Annotated in this window: 17 protein-coding genes; 9 read left to right on the top strand and 8 right to left on the bottom strand. The window is 60.0% G+C overall.

The features are described 5' to 3' along the window. Positions 1-88 precede the first annotated feature (88 nt). Positions 89-532, bottom strand: a complete 444-nt coding sequence (locus tag ABD903_RS07575; RefSeq protein WP_345222774.1) for a hypothetical protein — start codon at positions 530-532, stop codon at positions 89-91. A gap of 375 nt (positions 533-907) precedes the next feature. On the opposite strand from ABD903_RS07575, the gene ABD903_RS07580 reads away from it, so the two are divergent. The 9 genes from ABD903_RS07580 to ABD903_RS07620 all read left to right on the top strand — a co-directional run bounded on the left by ABD903_RS07580 (position 908) and on the right by ABD903_RS07620 (position 10,572). Next, positions 908-1,243: a hypothetical protein gene (locus ABD903_RS07580; RefSeq protein WP_345222775.1), complete on the top strand. Its 336-nt coding sequence runs from the start codon at positions 908-910 to the stop codon at positions 1,241-1,243. A 143-nt stretch (positions 1,244-1,386) separates the two neighbouring features. Beyond that, positions 1,387-3,780, top strand: a complete 2,394-nt coding sequence (locus ABD903_RS07585; RefSeq protein WP_345222777.1) for a TonB-dependent receptor — start codon at positions 1,387-1,389, stop codon at positions 3,778-3,780. 36 nt (positions 3,781-3,816) lie between these two features. After that, positions 3,817-4,374: a hypothetical protein gene (locus ABD903_RS07590; protein WP_345222779.1), complete on the top strand. Its 558-nt coding sequence runs from the start codon at positions 3,817-3,819 to the stop codon at positions 4,372-4,374. A gap of 166 nt (positions 4,375-4,540) precedes the next feature. After that, on the top strand, positions 4,541-6,967 hold the full coding sequence (locus tag ABD903_RS07595) for a TonB-dependent receptor (protein ID WP_345222780.1): 2,427 nt from the start codon (positions 4,541-4,543) through the stop codon (positions 6,965-6,967). A gap of 82 nt (positions 6,968-7,049) precedes the next feature. Next, entirely contained in the window at positions 7,050-7,973 is a 924-nt protein-coding gene (locus ABD903_RS07600; protein WP_345222782.1) for a cation diffusion facilitator family transporter, read from the top strand. Positions 7,974-8,075: 102 nt separating this feature from the next. Further along, the gene (locus ABD903_RS07605) at positions 8,076-9,338 is read left to right on the top strand and encodes an MFS transporter (RefSeq protein ID WP_345222784.1); all 1,263 of its coding nucleotides are present in this window, start codon (positions 8,076-8,078) and stop codon (positions 9,336-9,338) included. A gap of 59 nt (positions 9,339-9,397) precedes the next feature. After that, positions 9,398-9,673 carry a hypothetical protein gene (locus tag ABD903_RS07610; protein ID WP_345222785.1) on the top strand — a complete coding sequence of 92 codons (276 nt, stop codon included), beginning with the start codon at positions 9,398-9,400 and terminating at the stop codon, positions 9,671-9,673. A 23-nt stretch (positions 9,674-9,696) separates the two neighbouring features. Then, complete coding sequence (locus ABD903_RS07615; protein WP_345222787.1) at positions 9,697-10,143, top strand: DUF6526 family protein; 447 nt, start codon at positions 9,697-9,699, stop codon at positions 10,141-10,143. 126 nt (positions 10,144-10,269) lie between these two features. After that, the gene (locus tag ABD903_RS07620; RefSeq protein ID WP_345222788.1) at positions 10,270-10,572 is read left to right on the top strand and encodes a DUF4286 family protein; all 303 of its coding nucleotides are present in this window, start codon (positions 10,270-10,272) and stop codon (positions 10,570-10,572) included. A 123-nt stretch (positions 10,573-10,695) separates the two neighbouring features. On the opposite strand, the gene ABD903_RS07625 is transcribed toward ABD903_RS07620, so the two are convergent. The 7 genes from ABD903_RS07625 to ABD903_RS07655 all read right to left on the bottom strand — a co-directional run bounded on the left by ABD903_RS07625 (position 10,696) and on the right by ABD903_RS07655 (position 19,053). Beyond that, positions 10,696-11,229 (bottom strand): GNAT family N-acetyltransferase, encoded by a 534-nt coding sequence (locus tag ABD903_RS07625; RefSeq protein ID WP_345222790.1) that lies wholly within the window; start codon positions 11,227-11,229, stop codon positions 10,696-10,698. A gap of 242 nt (positions 11,230-11,471) precedes the next feature. Beyond that, on the bottom strand, positions 11,472-11,708 hold the full coding sequence (locus ABD903_RS07630) for a hypothetical protein (protein ID WP_345222792.1): 237 nt from the start codon (positions 11,706-11,708) through the stop codon (positions 11,472-11,474). A gap of 149 nt (positions 11,709-11,857) precedes the next feature. Further along, positions 11,858-14,074, bottom strand: coding sequence for a prolyl oligopeptidase family serine peptidase (locus ABD903_RS07635; protein ID WP_345222794.1), 2,217 nt, complete (start codon positions 14,072-14,074; stop codon positions 11,858-11,860). A gap of 85 nt (positions 14,075-14,159) precedes the next feature. Then, positions 14,160-14,852 (bottom strand): hypothetical protein, encoded by a 693-nt coding sequence (locus ABD903_RS07640; protein WP_345222796.1) that lies wholly within the window; start codon positions 14,850-14,852, stop codon positions 14,160-14,162. Between the two features lie 144 nt (positions 14,853-14,996). Further along, on the bottom strand, positions 14,997-16,454 hold the full coding sequence (locus ABD903_RS07645) for a hypothetical protein (protein ID WP_345222797.1): 1,458 nt from the start codon (positions 16,452-16,454) through the stop codon (positions 14,997-14,999). A gap of 410 nt (positions 16,455-16,864) precedes the next feature. Then, positions 16,865-18,403, bottom strand: coding sequence for a hypothetical protein (locus ABD903_RS07650; RefSeq protein WP_345222799.1), 1,539 nt, complete (start codon positions 18,401-18,403; stop codon positions 16,865-16,867). 47 nt (positions 18,404-18,450) lie between these two features. Further along, positions 18,451-19,053 (bottom strand): hypothetical protein, encoded by a 603-nt coding sequence (locus ABD903_RS07655; protein ID WP_345222801.1) that lies wholly within the window; start codon positions 19,051-19,053, stop codon positions 18,451-18,453. Between the last annotated feature and the right edge of the window lie 83 nt (positions 19,054-19,136).

A 19,136-nucleotide genomic window follows, 5' to 3' on the forward strand; every position in this document is an offset into this window, starting at 1 on the left:
GCCAACTTGACAGCCGGACTTTGTTTACAACTGCCGCATTGCCACGCCCGGCTGCTTGGCGCACCGGCCAACCATTGGGTTCTAGTGCTCAAGCCGACATCCGCCACTTGGGCTCCGGCACGAATAGTTTTGGAGCATCGGGATTTACCAGCCACTCATCGGCGGCTTGGACATCGGCAAAAAACTGCATGTCGCACCGGATGTAACGGGCTTCCGTTTCGGCCATGCTTTCCACGGCGCGCTGGTTGTGAAAACTGCTGCTGAACACCACCGCTAAGCTCTTGATGGGCAGCGTGGCCAGCACGGGCACAACCACCGTGGCAAACCACATCTGGTCTTCCAGGCTGAGGTGCGGCATGCCGTTCAAATCAACCAGCCAGCGCCGTACACGCCACTCCTGCAGTTGCTGCACCACCCGCTCCACATCGGCCCGAAAAGTAGAACGGCTGTAATGCCCGTTCCAGCGTTGACGCAGTAATAACCACTGCGGATCAAAGGATAACACCCACGGCTCAATCGATGAAACGACCATACTGGTAAATAGTTAAAGGCTCTTTCATTGAAGAAAGAACCTTTAACCAACAGTTGCGCAAATTTTCGGTGAACGACGGCAAGTGCCCGCCTAAGTCGCAGATCTTTCTGACTAAGTGCGGGTTAAATAAATAGGTTTTCAGCCGAATCGGCGGGCCTAGACCTGGCGTGTAGCAAACGGGCAACGGAACGCAAAAGCCAAACGGGTAACTTTCTCATCATCGAAGGGTGGTTAAAGTGGGCTTTCTTCAAACGAAATTGCTCGTTTGGTGTTACCCATCACGCAGCCACAAGGCAACTAATTCTTCTCGCTTGCGTCAGTGGGCAGGCTGTCATTTCGGATAAATCCTATCTTTGACGCAATCGGTTCTGCTCTATGCACACGCTTCGGTCCCGTTTGGCTCTGGTACTACTCGCCTGCTTTATGCGGGTGTTGGTGCCGGAGGCGTGGATTTTAGCCCTGCATACGCACCAGCACACCGAGCGTGAAGCAGCCCACGAGGGACGGGGCGCTAAGGCCTTGCTCACGCAGAAGCACCAGCACTGCGGTGTCGACCACCTTTACGACGTGCCTTTCCAAGCCTCGTCGGAACTGGTTTTCCTGCCCGTGCAGGTACGTTACGCTCCACTTTCGTCGCAGGCCCAAGAATCAGTTTGGGCCACTACCGCGCCCACGGCGGCGCACCTGCGCGGCCCGCCCGCGCAAGCCTGAATTGCTGCGCGCTTAGCCGCGCGGGCAGCCGTGTAAGCCTGTGCTTACACGCGCTATGGTCAGTTGCTCGCAGCTACGTCGGTTAAGACGTCCCCTGCGCATTGGCAACGGCCGGTCCCTTCTTCGGGCTATTCCCCCTTTCCATGATTTTCCGCCTTGTGGCGGTCCTGCTATTGGCGGGGCTGTGGCTGGGAGCAGTGCCTTTCAGCGCTGCCCAAGCCCCGTGCACCTTGCCCCTGGCAGGCCGTATCACCGATCATGAGTCGCGTGAGGGGTTGGCTGGCGCTACGGTAGTTTTACTGCCCAGCCAGGAAGCCACTCAAACCGACGCCGACGGCCACTTCCATTTTCACGTGTGTTCGGGCACTTACCGCGTGCAGGTCAGCTTTATTGGCTACCGGCCGGAGGAAGCCGAGCTGCGCGTGACCGGCGCTGCCGTGCGCAACTTCCAGCTGCACCCCAATGCCGTAACGCTACGCGGCGCCGTGGTGCACGGCGAACGAGTGGCTACTCCCACCCCCCATGCCCAGACCAGCCTTAGCGGCCGGGAACTGGAGCAAACCCGTGGGCAGGCACTGGGCGAGGCGCTGCGCCGAATTGTGGGCGTATCGGCGTTGCAAACCGGACCCGGCATCTTCAAGCCTGTTATTCACGGCCTGCACTCCAACCGCGTAGCCATTATTAACAACGGCGTGCGGCAGGAAGGCCAACAATGGGGCCAGGAGCACGGCCCCGAAATAGACCCGTTTGTGGCCTCCCAGCTAACGGTGGTGAAGGGTGCCGACGGCGTGCGCTACGGTTCCGACGCCATGGGCGGGGTAGTATTGGTGCAGCCCCGGCCCTTACCCGATACGGCCGGCGTAAACGGCGAGGTCCACGCCGTAGCGGCTTCCAACAACGGCCTAGGCGCGCTGCACGCCACGCTTGAAGGCAATGTTCGCCAGCTACCGGCCCTGAGCTGGCGGGTACAGGGCACCGTGCGGCAGGCAGGCAACGCCCGCACCCCCGATTATTGGCTCGACAACACCGGCCTGCGCGAACAAAACGCGGCGGCGGCGGCGGGCTGGCGCCGCGAGCAGTACGGGGTTGAAGCTTTTTTCAGCCGTTTTAATGCTCGTACGGGCCTGTTGAGCACGGCCATTGTGGGCAATCCTACCGATTTGCGGGCGGCCATAACCCGCGGCCGCCCGCTAACCGATGGCCGCTTTTCGTACCAAATTGACCGCCCTTACCAACATGTGCGCCACGATTTATTTAAGCTCACGGGCTTTGTGAAGCCTGGTTTTGGCGGACGGCTGACCTCTACCCTGGCCCACCAAAACGACCAACGCGACGAGTTTGACGTGGTACGTGCCACCAGCGACGCCGCTCGCGCCAACCGCCCACAACTTAGCTACCAAAACGGTACTACCACCGCCGAGGTGGCCTGGGAACATCCGCACTGGGGCGATTTTGGTGGAACATTTGGAGTAAGCGGTACCTACCAGCGCAACCGTTACGCGCCACGCAGCCGGCAGTTTATTCCGTTTTACACCAACCGCGTGGGTGGCGCTTTTGCCGTGGAACACTGGCAACGCGGGCGGGTACTGCTGGAAGCAGGCCTGCGAGTTGACATACGCGACCTGCGCACCGAACGCCTTACCCGAGCCGTGGTGAACGACAGCCTGTTGCGCGCCGTGGAACGGCGCCGCTTCCGGCTCTGGACGCCGGCGGCCTCGGTGGGCATGGTGTACGACGTGCAGCCTCACTTCGCGCTGCGCGCCGACGCCGCCCTGGTGCGCCGCGCCCCCGCCGCTAACGAACGGTACGCCCAGGGCCTGCACAGCGGCATTTACGAAGAAGGATACGACGTAGACCGCTCCGACGGCGCCCCAGAGCTACGGCCGGAAACGGCACGCAACCTCAGCCTTACCGCCACCCTGCACGACAACGCCCGCTTCAACGGCGAGCTGACGCTCTACCAAAACACCATCGACGGCTACCTCTACCAAGTGGTGAGCGACACGGTGCAGACCATTCAAGGGGCATTTCCGCGCTGGCGTACCCAGCAAAGCGACGCCGTGCTGCGCGGCCTCGACGTTAGCTTCAGCTACCAGCCTACGTCCCGGTGGCTGTTCACGGGCAAAGCCGCTTTGCTGCGTGCCCGTAACCGCCAGCTGAACGAGTACCTGGTGTTTATGCCCGCCGACCGTTTCGAAGCCGGAATGCAACACAGCTGGCCCGACCGGGCCAACGCCCGTCTGCGTCAGCGCTTTATCGGGCTCAGCTTTGCCGCTACCCGTCGGCAAACCCGGGTTCCGAGCGCGACTTACGACCTGCAGGCAGCCCCCGACGGTTATGGCCTGCTTGGTGCAGAACTGGGCGGAACGCTGCAGCTGGGCCGCACACCACTTACCATAAGCATAACGGGCACCAACCTGCTCAACGAGCGGTACCGCGACTACCTCAACCGCTACCGCTACTTCGCCGAAGACCTGGGCCGCAACGTGACGCTGCGTCTGCGTGCACCCTTGGTATTTGGTCGACCAGTTCACTAAAACACTTCTCACTTCACTTTTCTCACGTTTCAACCCATGAAAAATTCCTTGTTCCGCCCCTTCCTGTCTGCCCTGTTGCTGGCCACTCCTTTGATGCTGGCTTCCTGCGACGATGACAAAAACGAGCCTGAGCCAGAAGAGGAGGAAGAGCTTATTACTACCGTGCGCTACACCCTCACGCCCAGTGGCGGCGGGCCAGCGGTTACGGCCGAGTACAAAGACCTCGACGGCAGCGGCGGCAACGCCCCCACCGTGGGCACGCTGCGCCTGGTGCCCAATACCACCTACACGGGCACGGTGGTTTTCCTGAACGAGACAAAAAACCCGGCCGAAGACATTACAGCCGAAGTAGCGGCCGAGAAAGACGAGCACTTGGTGGTATACGAACCCAACCCCGTCGGGCTGCTCACCATCACCCGCACCGACCGCGACTCCCGTAACCTGGAAGTGGGCCTCGCAACCACGCTGCGGGCCAACGCCGCAGCTACCGGTTCACTCAAAATCACGCTGCGCCACCAGCCGGGTACCAAAAACGGCACGGCCGGTCCTGGTTCGAGCGACGTGGAGGCCACCATTCCCGTGACGGTGCAATAAAGGCTTCTTGTTATTAAGGAGTGGGCTGGCCCCGCTCCTACCAGCTTCTCCTTGGTTTGGTTATGGAGAGTTTGGGTAAGACACCGGCTTCTAGCCGGTGTTTTCTTTTTCGGGGCGCATCCTCGCAGGCTTTTTCCCGTTCATTCGCATCCAGCTTTTCTACTCCATGCTCCGAATCTTTCTGCTACTTGGCTTGCTGTTACTGGGCCAGGTGGCAACGGCTCAACCCACCACGCCTGCCCGCACCACGGCCTCGGCCCCTGTAACCGGGCGAGTTATCGACCAGGCCACGCAGCAGCCTATTCCCGGAGCCACCGTTCTGTTCCCCGACCTGCGCCAAGTTACCGCTACCGATGCCGACGGCCGCTTTGCGTTTGCGAACCTGCCCCGCGGCCGCTTTCTGGTGCAAATACGCTCCTTGGGCTACGGCAACGTAGTGCGCACCGTGGATACCGGCAGCGGCCAGCCCTTGGCGTTTGCCCTGACTACGGCAGCCACCGAAATCGGGCAGGTAGTGGTTACAGGGGTGTCGGCTTCTACGGAAATGCGCCGCTCGCCGGTGCCCACCACCGTAGTAGACCGCACCCGGCTAAACCAGACCGCGGCCACCAACGTGGTAGACGCCATTGCCCGCACGCCGGGCGTGTCGCAGCTTACCACCGGTGCGGCCATCAGCAAGCCCGTTATTCGGGGGCTGAGTGCCAACCGCGTTATTACCCTGAACAACGGCGCCAAGCAGGAAGGCCAGCAGTGGGGCGACGAGCACGGCATTGAGGTAGACGAGTACAGCATCGACCGGGCCGAAATCATTAAGGGCCCCGGCTCCTTATTATATGGCTCCGATGGCATGGCCGGCGTTATCAACTTTGTGGCCCCCGACCCCGTGGAGGAATGCCGGGTACTGGGCTCGGTAACGGCTAATTACCAAACCAACAACTACCTGCAGGGCTACTCGGTGATGAACGCCGGCAACCTGGGCGGCTTTAACTGGCTGGCCCGCGGCTCGGGCAAAGTGGCCGGCAACTACCGCAACCGCTACGATGGACGGGTGTACAACTCCGGGTTTCGGGAGCTGAACGGCAGCGGATACGTGGGCTTGAACAAGAGCTGGGGCTACTCGCACCTTACCGTCAATTCGTTCAACCAGATAGTGGGCCTCGTGGAAGGCGAGCGGGACTCGCTCACGGGCCGTTTTCTGAAGCAGTACAACGTGGGCGGCAACGTGGAGGAACGCCCCGTAACCAATGACGAGCTGGGCGGCTACGGCCTCGACGTGCCCCGCCAGCAAATCAATCACCTGCGCATCGGCACCGATAACAACTTCGTCATCGGCGCCTCGCGGCTGACGGTGAACGTGGGCTGGCAGCAGAACCTGCGCCGCGAGTTTGGCAACCCGCTCGATTACTACGAAAAGTCGTTATTTTTCCAGCTACGCACCCTCGATTACGCCGTGCGCTACTTTTTGCCCGAAATGAGCGGCTGGAACACAACCGTGGGCGTGAGCGGACTGGCGCAGGAAAACCAGAACAAGGGCGTGGAATTCCTGATTCCGGCCTACCGCATGTTCGACGGTGGCGTGTTCGGCGTCAGCAAAAAAACCTTTGGCCGCCTCGACGTAAGCGGCGGCCTGCGTTACGACCGCCGCCGCATTACCGCCGATGCTCTGGCGCTGAACGACGAGGAAGCACCCGTGCCCCTGGGCACGCCGGGCGCCGAAACCAAGTTTTCGGCCTTCCAGAACACCTATGATAATTGGTCGGGCAGCTTGGGTGGTTCCCTGAGCGTGACCGAGCAACTGGTGCTCAAGGCCAACGCGTCGCGCGGGTTTCGGGCGCCCAACATTGCCGAGCTGGCCTCCAACGGCAAGCACGAAGGCACCATTCGCTACGAAATTGGGGAAACGGGACTGAAGGCCGAAACCAGCCGCCAGCTCGATGCCGGCCTGAGCTTTACCTCCGACCACGTGGGCCTAACCCTCGATGCTTTCGACAACCGCATTCAGAACTACATTTTCCCGGTGCGCCTCGCCGACTCCCTGTCGGCCGAGGGCGACCCGGTGTTCCGTTACAGCCAGGGCAAGGCCAGCCTTTACGGCGGCGAGGTTTCCATCGACCTGCACCCGCACCCGCTCGACTGGCTGCACTTCGAAAGCTCGTTCTCGATGGTGCGCGCCCGCCGCACCGGTGCGCCCGAGGGCGAACAATGGCTGCCCTTCACGCCCGCCGACCGCCTGCAGTCGGAGCTGCGCGTAACCAAGGAGAAATTCGGCTCGCAGCTGGCGCACCTATACGCCCGGGCCGGGGTGGAGTACAATTTCGCCCAAAACCGGGTTTTCTCGGCCTTCGAAACCGAAACGTCCACGCCGGCTTACACCTTGGTGAACATTGGCGCCGGCGGCGACGTGGTCAACGACAAAGGCACCACGCTGTTCTCGCTGTTTCTGGCGGCCAACAACCTCTTCGATGTGGGCTACCAAAACCACCTCAGCCGCCTGAAATACGCTGCTTTTAACGTGGCTAACGGGCGCACGGGCGTGTTTAGCCCGGGCCGCAACGTGAGCGTGCGGGTGGAAGTGCCGGTGCGTTTTAAGTAGCCCCGGCCTGCACTGTCCGCCGAACGCGTCGTGGCCACTGCCTGTTTAGCCACTGGCTACCCCACCACGTAGCTTTACCGTTATGGCACACGCGCACTCGCACGACCACGGGCACCACCATCATAATCACGCGGCCGACATCACGCATTTCGGGCGGGCATTTGGTATTGGCATTGGCCTGAACCTGGTGTTTGTGGCGGCCGAAGCTGCCGGCGGCTGGTGGGCCAATTCCTCGGCCCTGCTCTCCGATGCCGGCCACAACCTCAGCGACGTGTTGAGTTTGGCCCTGGCCTGGGGTGCCTCGGTGCTGGGTCGGCAGCCCACCTCGGCGCGCTACACCTACGGGCTGAAAAGTGCTACCATTCAGGCCGCGCTGCTGAACGCGGCTCTGCTGTACGTAGCGCTGGGCTTTATTTTGTGGGATACGCTCAACCACCTGCGCCACCCCGAGCCGGTGAACAGCCAACTGGTGATGCTGATTGCCGGCCTGGGCATTGTGATAAACGGCGCCACGGCGCTGCTGTTCCGCAGCGGCCAGAAAGGCGACGCCAACGTCCGCGGTGCCTACCTACATATGCTTACCGATGCGCTGGTGTCGTTGGGCGTGGTGGTGGGCGGCGCGCTGGTGTACTTCACCGGCTGGGTGTGGCTCGATCCGCTCATCAGCCTCATTATTCTGGCGGTGGTGGCCGTGGGCTCCTGGGGACTGATGCGCGAAACGGTGCAGCTGAGTCTGCACGGCGTACCCCACGCCATCGACCCCGGCGCCGTGCGGCAGTTTCTGCTGGCCCAGCCCGGCGTTACCCACGTGCACGACCTGCACATCTGGCCCCTGAGTACTCGTGACACGGCCTTAACCGCTCACCTGGTACGGCCCAGCGGCTCCGATACCGACTTCCTGCACCACTTGCAGCATAAGCTGAAGGACGAGTTCAACATCGGCCACATGACCGTGCAGATCGAGCCGGATGCTTGCACTCACGGCAGCTGCGACGCGCCGGAATAACGGGGCGACATAGTCTTGTTGGGTTAACACGGCTGCCACACCGGCCTGGTGCTACAGGTCCGGGGCTTTCTTCGTAATCTGCAGCCTCCAATTTCCGCTTACATGCCTCAAACCTCTACTCCGCCCGCTTCCCCACCCAAAACCGCTTCCCTGTTTTCGGCCATCGTGATAGTGGCCGCCCTCGGGTACTTCGTGGATATCTACGACCTGATCCTGTTCAGCATCGTGCGGGTGGAAAGCCTGACCGACCTGGGAATTAAAGATGTTACCAACGAAGGCCTGTACCTCATTAACATGCAAATGGGCGGCATGCTGCTCGGTGGCATTTTGTGGGGCATTCTGGGCGACAAGCGCGGCCGGTTGTCGGTGCTGTTCGGTTCTATTGTGCTGTATTCGCTGGCCAATATTGCCAACGGTTTCGTGCAAACCCTGGAGCAATACGCTTGGCTGCGCCTGATTGCCGGCATTGGACTGGCCGGCGAACTGGGCGCGGGCATCACGCTGGTATCGGAAACGCTGCCCAAGGAAAAGCGCGGCTACGGCACCATGATTGTGGCCACGGTAGGAGTCTCGGGTGCCATGCTGGCGTACTGGATCAAGGAGGAATTTGGTTGGCGCAACTCTTATTTCATTGGTGGAGGGCTGGGGCTGGCATTGCTGGCCCTGCGCGTGGGCGTGTTCGAGTCGGGCATGTTTGAGCAGGCCAAGGAAGCCAACGTGGAGCGTGGCAACTTTTTCCGGCTGTTTACCGGCCCGCGCCTGCTGCGCTACCTCAAATGCCTGCTGATTGGCGTGCCGCTGTGGTTTGTAGTGGGCATTCTTATTACGCTGGCACCGGAGTTTGGCGCGAAGCTGGGCATTACCGGGCCGGTTTCGGCAGGTTTGGCGGTGTTCTGGTGCTACTTCGGCCTCGTGTTCGGCGACTTTGCCAGCGGCGGCCTTAGCCAGCTCATCAAAAGCCGCAAGCGGGCCTTGCAGCTGTTTCTGCTAATGTGCGGCGCGCTGATTGCCACGTACCTGTTCTTGCTGAACGGCAAGTCGCCGACGGCGTTTTACCGTGTCTGCTTTGTGCTGGGCTTCACGGTAGGCTTCTGGGCCTTGTTTGTGACGGTAGCGGCCGAGCAGTTCGGCACCAATCTGCGCGCTACGGTGGCCACCACGGCCCCCAACTTTGCCCGCGGCTCGGTGGTGTTGCTGGTACCGGCGTTCAAGTGGCTGTCGGGTTTGCAGGTGGGCGGGCAGCCGTTGGGCATCATCGGGGCCGGGGCCGTTCTGGGGTTGGTGTCGTTGCTGATTGCGTTTTGGGCCGTAAGTACCATGCCCGAAACCCATGGCAAAGACCTCGATTACGTGGAGCCGCTGTAACCGGGACAAACTACTCCCGGGCGAAAACGTACTACGCTTATACCTTTTGTATCAGACTCATGCGCTTCGCCCTGCCTTTCGTTTTTCTGGCCGCCGGCCTCCTGGTTTCCTTTGCTAGTCGTGCCCAGGGAACCCCGCCGCCCGCTACCCGCCCCGCTTCCGATCCGCAAGCTGCGGCCCCACCGCCTTCGGCCGCTGCGCCGCCAATAGTTCCGCCCCGTTCGGCTCCGCCGCTGGAGGGTGCCAAGGCCGAAAAAGCCAAGGAGCACCTCGCCAAGGAGCGGGAACGAGCCGAAAAAGACGAGGAAAAGGCTCGTCGTCGGGGCCAACAATAACTTTCTACCTTTTTTCAGCCCTAATGGCCGACAACCCCCAGTTCACCCGCCGCTACTACTGGCCCCACCATTTTGTTGTACTGCCTTTGGCGCTGGTGTTGGCATTTTATGCCGGCCGCCGCTACGCCGCCGTAGCCGGCGACGATTCCGAAGATTCGCGCCTGTGGTTTACCCTGGCCGGCGTGGCGGTGGTTTTGCTGCTTACAGCGGTTATCCTACGGCAGCACTACGCCCTCACGCTGCAAGACCGTATTGCCCGGCTTGAGGTACGGCAGCGTTACTTTGAAGTCACGCAGCAACGCTTTGCGCCGCTGGAACAGCAGCTGAGCTTGGGTCAGATTCTGTCCTTGCGCTTTGCCTCCGATGCCGAACTGGCAACGCTGGCCCAAGCTGCGGCTACCGAGGAACTGGCGCCTGCCGCCATCCGTGAACGAATCAAGCGGTTTCAGCCCGATACCATGCGGGTATGAAAACGGGCGCTTTCCGCTAACGTGGAACCCTGGCCTCAGACAGCAGTTTTCGCGTATTACCCGGTGGTTGCCGGGCCGAAAACGCTTTTCTGAGTTCCTTTGCCCTTCTGTTCCCGAATTTCACCCATGATTCTATACAACGTCACCAGCAGCGTCGATCCGGAAGTGGCCGACGAATGGCTTACCTACATGCGCGATGTGCACATGCCCGAGGTTATGGCTTCCGGCTTCTTTCTGCGCAGCCAGATTTGCCGCTTACTCAACGAAGAAAACGACGGCTGCACCTACGCCACGCAGTATTACTGCGTGAGTATGGAACAGCTGGAAGAATACCAGGAAACAGCCGCCCCCGGCCTGCGCGCCGACCTCGAAACCCGCTTTCCGGGTCAGTACGTGTCGTTCCGTACCGTGCTGGAAGTCATCGAATAACGCGCGCTTATCAATCTGCTACGTGGCCAGTTGGCCGTTGGCGTCGGTTTTCCGGCGGCCGCGGACCAGCTGGCCACGTTACTATTTCATTGCATCCACCGCTGAGTACCCAAGCCTTGAAGCTTATGCGTTTCGCAGGCTTTGGGCCACGGCGGCCTCCACGGCGGCGTTGCAGGCATAGGCCCGCAGCTGGGCTTCGCTGAGGTTACCGTTGTGCCACTCCGGGTCGAGGTCGGCCCCGATTTTCTTGTAGAAGCCGATGGCTGGCTCGTTCCATTCCAGCACCTGCCATTTCAAGCGATGCGCGCCGGTGCGCCGGGCTTCGGCCACTACGGCATCGAAAAGTAGTTTGCCAATGCCGGTGCCGCGGGCGGCTTCGGTTACCACCAAGTCCTCGAGGTACAGCATGCGGCCCTTCCAGGTTGAGTAGCCAGTGTAGAATAGAGCTATGCCGAGGATGCCCTGCTCAGGCGTTTCGGCCACAAAGAAACCGAAGATGGGCTCGGGCCCAAACCCGTCACGGCGCATGTCGGCCAGCGTGTTCGTGACTTCGTCAGGGGCACGCTCGTACACGGCCAGTTCCACGATGAGGGCATGCACGTGAGGTAAATCGGCTTCGGTGCCGCGGCGAATAACAAGGGAGGCGGGAGCAGGCATACGGATAGAGCTTTCAGCAAAACTACGGCGCGGGGCCGGGAAGGCATGCCTCTTTGGCCCGAAACGGCCGTACACACAACTGTATCTTCCCTTTGCCTCCTAATCGTTGCTGGCATTTAGGGAGCTTTTGTATTACCCTCAGTCAGCAACTGAGATGCGAAGGGTTGCCCTAATGCCTGCATGAACACAACGGCCCGGTTTCCTTGCGGAAACCGGGCCGTTGCAAAAGCTATGATGGATGCCTACATCGTGGGCTGCATCCGCTTGATGGCCTCGGTGGCGTTTACCGCCGAGAGTTCCTGCTTGGCCAGTTCGGCGGCGGCAGCAGCGGAGTCGCGGCCAGCCGTAGCAGGCGGCAGGGCAGGCAGCGGAGCAGCGCTCAGGTCAGCGTTTTCCTTCTTCTCGTAATCGGGGTTGCTGCAAGCCGAAACCGACAGCATGGCGCCGGCTACCAGGCCGAGCATCAACAGTTTTTTCATTTCAAGTGCTACTATAATTCCAGGCAAACGCGTTTCGCGGCGCAAGATACACAGGCAACGGCTATTAGCTGATGGCTGTTGGCCGTTAACGATGATTGATTGGTAGCCATCAGCTAATAGCTAATAGCCATCAGCTAATAGCTACTAGCCTATTTCACCAGCTGGTACGGGTTTACGCCCATGTTCTGGTACGCAAACGACCACACATCGGCCCATTCCTGAATTTGCAGGGCCGTGCTTTTGCCCGCGCCGTGACCGGCGTTTACGTCGATGCGGATGAGCTGGGGCCACGGACCGGCGTTTTTCTCCTGCAAGGTGGCCGCGAACTTAAACGAGTGCGCGGGCACCACGCGGTCGTCGTGGTCGGCGGTGGTAATCATGGTGGCGGGGTAGCTGGTACCGGCCTTCAGGGTATGCAGCGGTGAGAACTTGTAGAGGTTCTGGAACTGCGCGTAATCGTCGGAGGTGCCGTACTCGGGGGCCCAGTTCCAGCCGATGGTGAACTTCTGGTAGCGCAACATGTCCATTACCCCCACGGCCGGAAAGGCCACGCGGGCGAGGTCGGGTTTCTGCGTCATGGTGGCGCCCACGAGCAGGCCGCCGTTCGAGCCGCCGGCAATGGCCAGCTTTTCGGTGGAGGTGTAGCCTTGCACCTTTAGGTATTCGGCAGCGGCAAAGAAATCCTCGAACACGTTTTGCTTGTTGGGCGTCATGCCGGCTTTGTGCCAGGCTTCGCCGTACTCGCCGCCGCCGCGCAGGTTGGGAATGGCCAGAATGCCACCGTTTTCCAGCCACAGCATGCGCGCCACCGAGAAGCCCGGCGTCATGGACACGTTAAATCCGCCGTAGGCGTACAGGTACGTAGGGTTCTGCCCGTTCAGCTTCAGGCCCTTTTTGTGGGTGATGAACATGGGCACTTTCGTACCGTCTTTGCTCTGGTAGAACACCTGCGTGGTCACGTAGTCCTGCGGGTTCACCTCCACTTTCGGTGCCCGGAACACGGTGCTCTTGTTCGAGGCCAGGTCGTACTGATAAATGGTGGTGGGGTACGTGAACGAGGTGAAGGCGTAGTACACCGTTTTCGAGTCTTTGCGGCCGCCAAAACCGGAGGCCGTGCCCAGGGCGGGCAACTCCACATCGTGCAGAAACTTGCCCTGCTCGTCGTACACTTTAATGAGCGAGCTGGCATCCTTCAGGTACGAGGCCACCAGCTTGCCGCCCACGTGGTCGATGCCTTCAAGCTTGTTCTCGGTTTCGGGTAGTACGTCTTTCCAGCTGGCTTCGGTCGGCTGCTTGGGGTCGACGGCCACAATGCGGTACCGCGGCGCCTTGTAGTTGGTGTACAGCAGCAGCTTGCCGCCCACGTTGCCAATCAGGCTGATGTCGGAATCGAAGTTCGAGCCTACGTTCACCCACTTACTGGCCTGCTTGGCGTCGGTGAGGTCACGCACCAACAGCTTGTTGCCGTCGGACTTGCCGTCGGTTAAGGCCACCACCAGGAACCGCTCGTCTTCGGTTACCGAGGCAATGCGGAAGCCCAGGGCCATTTGCGGGTTTTCGTACACCACCTTATCGGCCGACTGCGGCGTGCCGAGCTTGTGGTAGTACACCTTGTGGTACTCGTTTTTGCCGGCCAGCTTGCTGGCTCCGGCCTTGGGGGCGTCGTAGCCGCTGTAGTAGAAGCCGTCTTTGGCCCACGCCACGCCCGATACTTTCACCCAGTTGATTTCGTCCTTCAGCGGCTGGCGCGTTTTCAGGTCGAGCACGTGAATGGTCTGCCAGTCGGAGCCTCCGCCTGAGGTGGTGTAGGCCAGGCGCTGGTGGTCGTTCGAGTAATAGGTGCCCGACAAAGCGGTGGTGCCGTCGGCCGAGAACTTATTGGGGTTGAGCAAAACTTCGCCGTCACCGGTTTGGCCCTTGCGCTGCACGTACAGCACGGCCTGATTCTGGAGGCCGTCGTTTTTCTGGTAGTACAGGTAGTCGCCTTCTTCCTGCGGCACGCCGTACCGCTCGTAGTTCCACATTTTCGTGAGCCGCTCCTTAATTCGGTCGCGGTACGGAATCTGGCTGAGGTAGCCGAAGGTGACCTTGTTCTGGGCTTCTACCCAAGCCTTTGTTTCGGGCGAAGTATCGTCTTCCAGCCACCGGTACGGATCGGTTACGGAGGTACCGTGGTAATCGTCGGTTTGGTTGACTTTCTTGGTTTTGGGGTAATCCAGGGCCGTGGGTTTGGCCGATGTATCCTTCTCTTTCACTGGAGTCTCTGTAATAGGGGCCTTGGCGGTGGGCTGGTTTAGGGGCTTGGTGGTGCCGCAAGCGGCCAGCACAGCCAGCGTCACGCCGAGTATGGGGCGAGTTGATTTCATAGAGCGGGAAGGGTAAAACGGGGGTAGTAGTACAAGTATACAACGCAACAGCGAGGAACGGCAGCCGGTTCGGCCGTCTTAAATACTATTGCTTAGCGCCCACCGTGGCACTCTGCATCTTACCTACTTTGGGAATCACCTGAATAAGGAAACGCTTGTTGTCGTCTTCGCGGCGGCCGGAGTAGCGCCCGGTACCAAAGAAGCCGCTGCCGCCGATAATAAGCTCCACGTTGCGGTCTTGCCCGAAGTTCAGGCCGTTTTGCTTCCACAAATTCAGTAGGCTTAGGGCGCGGCGGTAACTCAGTTGATAGGCTATCTGCTCCTCGATGCGGTTACGCGGGTCGCCCTGGGGGTAGCGGGCCGCCATGCCCTCCACAATTACCAGGTAGCGCACGGGCAAATCGGTGCGGATGCTGCGCAGCCGCTCGCGCAGCAGGTTGCCGGCTTTCAGCAGCGTGGGTTTGTACTGGTTCTGAATTTCGTCGCGACCGGCTTTGAACTGCACGTCCACGCGCAGTTCGTACCGCTCGTTCTGCGGGTCGTAGCGGAAGTAGTTGCCCTCCAGCCGCCGCAGCGCCTCTCGAATGCGGGTTATCTGCTCCAGCTCTTCGGCCTTGGCTTTCAGCTCGGTATTGGCCTTGCGCAAGCCTTCTTCGCGGTCCTTGAACAGCTTGAAACTGAACACAAACAGCACCAACATGACCACGAACAGGGAGGTCATCAGATCCACGTAGCTGGGCCAGAAAAAGTCGGAGCGTTGCGGGTCGGCTGAGGGCATGGTTACTTAATCAAAACTCGCGTCTGTCATCCTGAGCGTGAGCGAAGGACCTTATCACGCATGAACAGCTAGCATTGGCGAGTTACTATCAGACGTGATAAGGTCCTTCGCTCACGCTCAGGATGACACATTAAACAACATGCTCTATTCCTTCACGCCGCCAAATACCTTATCCATCGTCCGCTGCCAACGGTTCTTGGCAGTGGCTTTGCGCAGAATGTCGTTCAGTACGCTCATTTCGGCCAGCAGCTTGGCATCCACCTGCGCGTCAAGCTCAATTTTACGCAGCAGCTCGCGCTGGGTAGCGGTTACGTCGCGGGTTAGGGCTTCCTGGCTGTTCTTCACGTCTTTCAGCGGGTCGAGTTGGCGCATGATGCGTTCGAAGGCGTTGTCTTCGTTGATGCGGCGGAAGTACTCGCCCCACTTCTCGTAGGCCATTTGGGCGTCGCGTTCGTGGTGTTCGAGGCGGCGGCGCATCAGCTCGGTCAGGTGCTGGGAGGCTTCGTCGAAGTACTGCTCGGAGCGGGCCGCGAGGTTGCCCATTTCCGTTTGGTGGCGCTGGAAGAAATCCAGCTGGTGCTGAATCAGGTTGTCGTGCTGGCCGATGTACTGGCCCAGGTTATTAATGCCGCGCTCGAAACCGGTTAATCGGTCCAGAATACTGCCCACGGCCTTCCCCGATTCGGCGCCTTTGTCCAGCATTTGGTTGAGCTGCTGCTGGTAGTGCGTGAACTGCCCAAACAGCTCCGCCGACTGGCTCACTTTCTCGAACACAGCCAGGTTGGCCTGGGCCATCTTATCGAACCCGACTTCTTCCAGCTTCACCAGGAAGTCGCGCTGTACGCGGATGTTTTCGGTGATGGTGTTCAGAATGGGCTCGAACAAGGTGACTTTGCCCACAAAATCCTGGTTGAACGCATCCAGCACGCCTTTCAACGTGGAGAGGCTGTTGGCCATGTCGTTGTGCAGAATGGGCAGCAACCGGGCCTGCAGAAACGTGAAGTAGTGGTTCTGCCGCTGGTCGCGCTGGGCGCGGGCATGGCGCAGCACCGAGTTACCGAACAGCGTGAGCATGAGACCCATGAACGAGCCGGCCATGGCAATGAGCACACCCATGAGGAAAGGCGTCAGTGCATCTTCGGCCGAAACCCCGCGGCGAGCCAGGCTGATCAGGCCCAGAATTACGCCCAAAAACGTGCCCAGCAAACCCAGGTACAGTGGAGTGGCCACGTTGGCCTGCGCGCTGAATTCGGGACCTTGGGCCTGCCGAATGGCAATGTCTTTTAGAATGCCGAAGTCGGCGGCGGCGCCTTTGTTGTGGCGCAGGTAGTCATTGGTGTCGCGCACCAACTCGCGGAAATCTTCCGAAGCTTGGTCGAAGCGAATGATGTCGACCGGGAAGGCATCGGCGGGCGCGTCGGCGGCGTAATCGGCCATGTCGCGGCCATCGGGCGTTACCAAGCGGTGCTCTACGCGCAGCTGGTCTTTGGTGGGGTACACCTCGGCTAGCCGGGTGGCCTGGCTACGGGTGCGCAGAAACGCCCGCACCTGTAGCGCCACAATGACGGCTATGACGACTAGTTCAAGGATGATTTCGAGCATGGGGTAAAGCTAGGCAGTATGAATACGCAATAGCCACTCATCGGGTAAGAAACCGCCATAGGGCCATGCTACCCGGCTGCCTTTCCGGCGGCCACAGCCTTTTTCTCTAATCCGACGCTGACGGTACACCTGCACCCGCTGCAAATAGTGGTTGCGGCGCTTCTCCAAATCCTGAATGGCAGCCACTAGCCCTATGTCGTTGGGCGGCAGTGTAGCGTCTCCGCGTGGATCCGGTATGCTGAAATGGACTTGGTAGTACGGTATTAGCGTATCCGTGAAGAATTCCTTACGTCTGTTTTCTTGATGCCAAAGCAACCAGTGGCAACATAACAGCGCTGATCGAAACGAACTCAAACGCCAAGCCAACGGCAGATCAGCACGACGCGCGCGGTTCAGGTTTGCGCGGTAGCTCATTCAAACCGAATGGCCGCTTTCTGCTCGATTTGCCAGGTACCGCCCACTTTGCGAAGGTGCCCGGGCTCGTCGGTAATGATTCGCCCAACGGCTCCGGTGGGCGGCTCGTAACGGCAGGCTTCGCGCAGGGAATACTGCGCACTTTGAATGGCGTAAGCGTGCACGCTTTGGTTCGGGTTGATGCGGAACGTGGCAACGTCGGGGCGTTGCGGGTCGGGCGTTATTTCGTAGATGCTGTCGTGCTGGGCCGTGGTATGCAGGTCGTATTCGGAGAAGCCGCCGTTCACGGGCACTTTCACATAAAACTTCCCTACGGGCATTGGCTCGGGCAAGTGCGGCGCGGGAGCTTCGGCCACGGGCGGCGCTGGTACCGGAGCAGGCAACTGCACGGGTGGCACCAGACTATCGAACTCGTCGTGCGGAGCGGCAGCGGGTGAACCTGCCGGGACGGGTGCCGCAACCGGTGCCGGAGGCATGGGCGGTGCAGGCGGCACTACCGCCACTGGGGCAGGCTTCGGCTGCGGTGCCACAGGTGCCGGGGCCGCACTGGTACGGCCCCCGCCGCCGTTGTTACCCGACTCACGTTTAGCAGCTTGCCGGTTTGGCTCCTGCCGCAGCGGCATAGCCGGCTCCGGCGACGCCGCAGGCCGACCGTGCGGCTGCAAATCGGCCATGCGCTGCTGCACCAGCCGTTCTACCAACTCTTCAATCTGCTTGCGCTGGGTGAAGGAAATTTCCTTGGTGCTGTCGTTGGGCGTCATGGTGCTGGCAAACCCGCCAGACTTAATCGACTCCAACTCATTGCGGTGCCGCGACGACCGGTCGCGCAGCTCGCTGATGTGGTTGCGCAGCACCCGCCGCTCCAGAAACCAAAGCACTAAGCTCAGCAACGACAAAATCAGAGCAATGGGACCGAACAGGCGCGTCATCGGGCTATCGGCTGAAGCACGTGCGGGCGTAGCCAAGGTATCCGTATCCCCCGCTTCGTCGGCTACCAGCGACTCTGCTCCCGCCGCGCCAGTTGTAGCCGTGGTGTCGAAGGTTTCGGTAGCGGTTACGGCGTCTACCTGCCCGATGTCGTCGGTAATGGGCGTGCCCTGGTTTATATAGGCGGCAAACGACTCTTTAAGGCGCTGCACCTGCGCCATGCGCGCCGGGTCTTTGCGGCGGGCCGGCGAGGCTTCAAGCGTCCGCACAATCTCGTTGGTGAGCTTGGTGAGGCGCGACTGGTCGTTGCCAAGGCCCTTGTACATCACGCCTTTGCCTTCCAGCGGCTGGTACAGGCGCGAGTACACGCGCTGGCTATCCGAGCGGATGCTGTTCTCAAACTCCTTGAGCGTACCGCTGCAGTTGAGGGCGTTGTTCAGGTTCGAGCGGCCGTTATCGTTGTACACGAAACGGGCCGTGGCGCACCAGATCTGGATTTTCTTTTCGTCCAGCGTCGGCTGGCCCAGTTGGGTTTGGGCTTGGACGTTGGCTGAAATGGTCAGCAGTAAGCCAGCGACAAAAGCGGCGAGGCAGGGAGAAATCCTCATGAAGGACAAGTTTGGGGAAGCCTTTAGGTGTGCCATATCCGATAAGCTTACTCAAAATCAAGTTTTGCCAGCGAGTATACTTTCGATTGGGTAACGCTGTCTCGGGTCACGAAGCAAAGCTTGAGTTTGCCTGCTTCAACAAGAGACGTTTTGCACTGCCACCAGATCGAGGATCTTGAAGCCAAATACCGATTGAGTGGAAAAGGAGAAATCTGCTCTAAATTGTATTGTCGCAGGAGGCTTCCTTGATGATTGTATACTACCATCACATCTTGGCCATAACCCACAGAATGATGATTGTTGAAAGTCACTACGTACTTCCCATCATCTGAAACCATCGCCTCAACTGGTGCAACTTGGTTGACTAAGTTCTGCCGCCAAATCATACGAGGGCTAGACCCTGTACGCGCAAAGAGCACGGCATAACAGGGTACAATTACCGTATCCTGGGCGCTGAATCGGCGCTTCTGCTTTGGTGCTGCTTGTTGCCATTTGTAATATTTCTCTGGAACGGTACGAGGAAATACCCGAACGAAGTAGTTTCTGTCCGAGCTGTAATAATCCTGCACCCTTGGTGGAGGCCATTTATCAGCTAACATCGACAAAGGCCACCATGCCGTAAGCAAAAGCAAAACGATTTTGGACTTCATAGAGCTTTTCGTTGCGGGTGCTTTACTAATCGCCCCCTAACAGCGCGGACGCCGTCAACCACCCCGGCTTTGGCTAAAGCCAA

It is taken from the genome of Hymenobacter koreensis (genome assembly GCF_039541855.1).
Lineage (GTDB): Bacteria > Bacteroidota > Bacteroidia > Cytophagales > Hymenobacteraceae > Solirubrum > Solirubrum koreensis.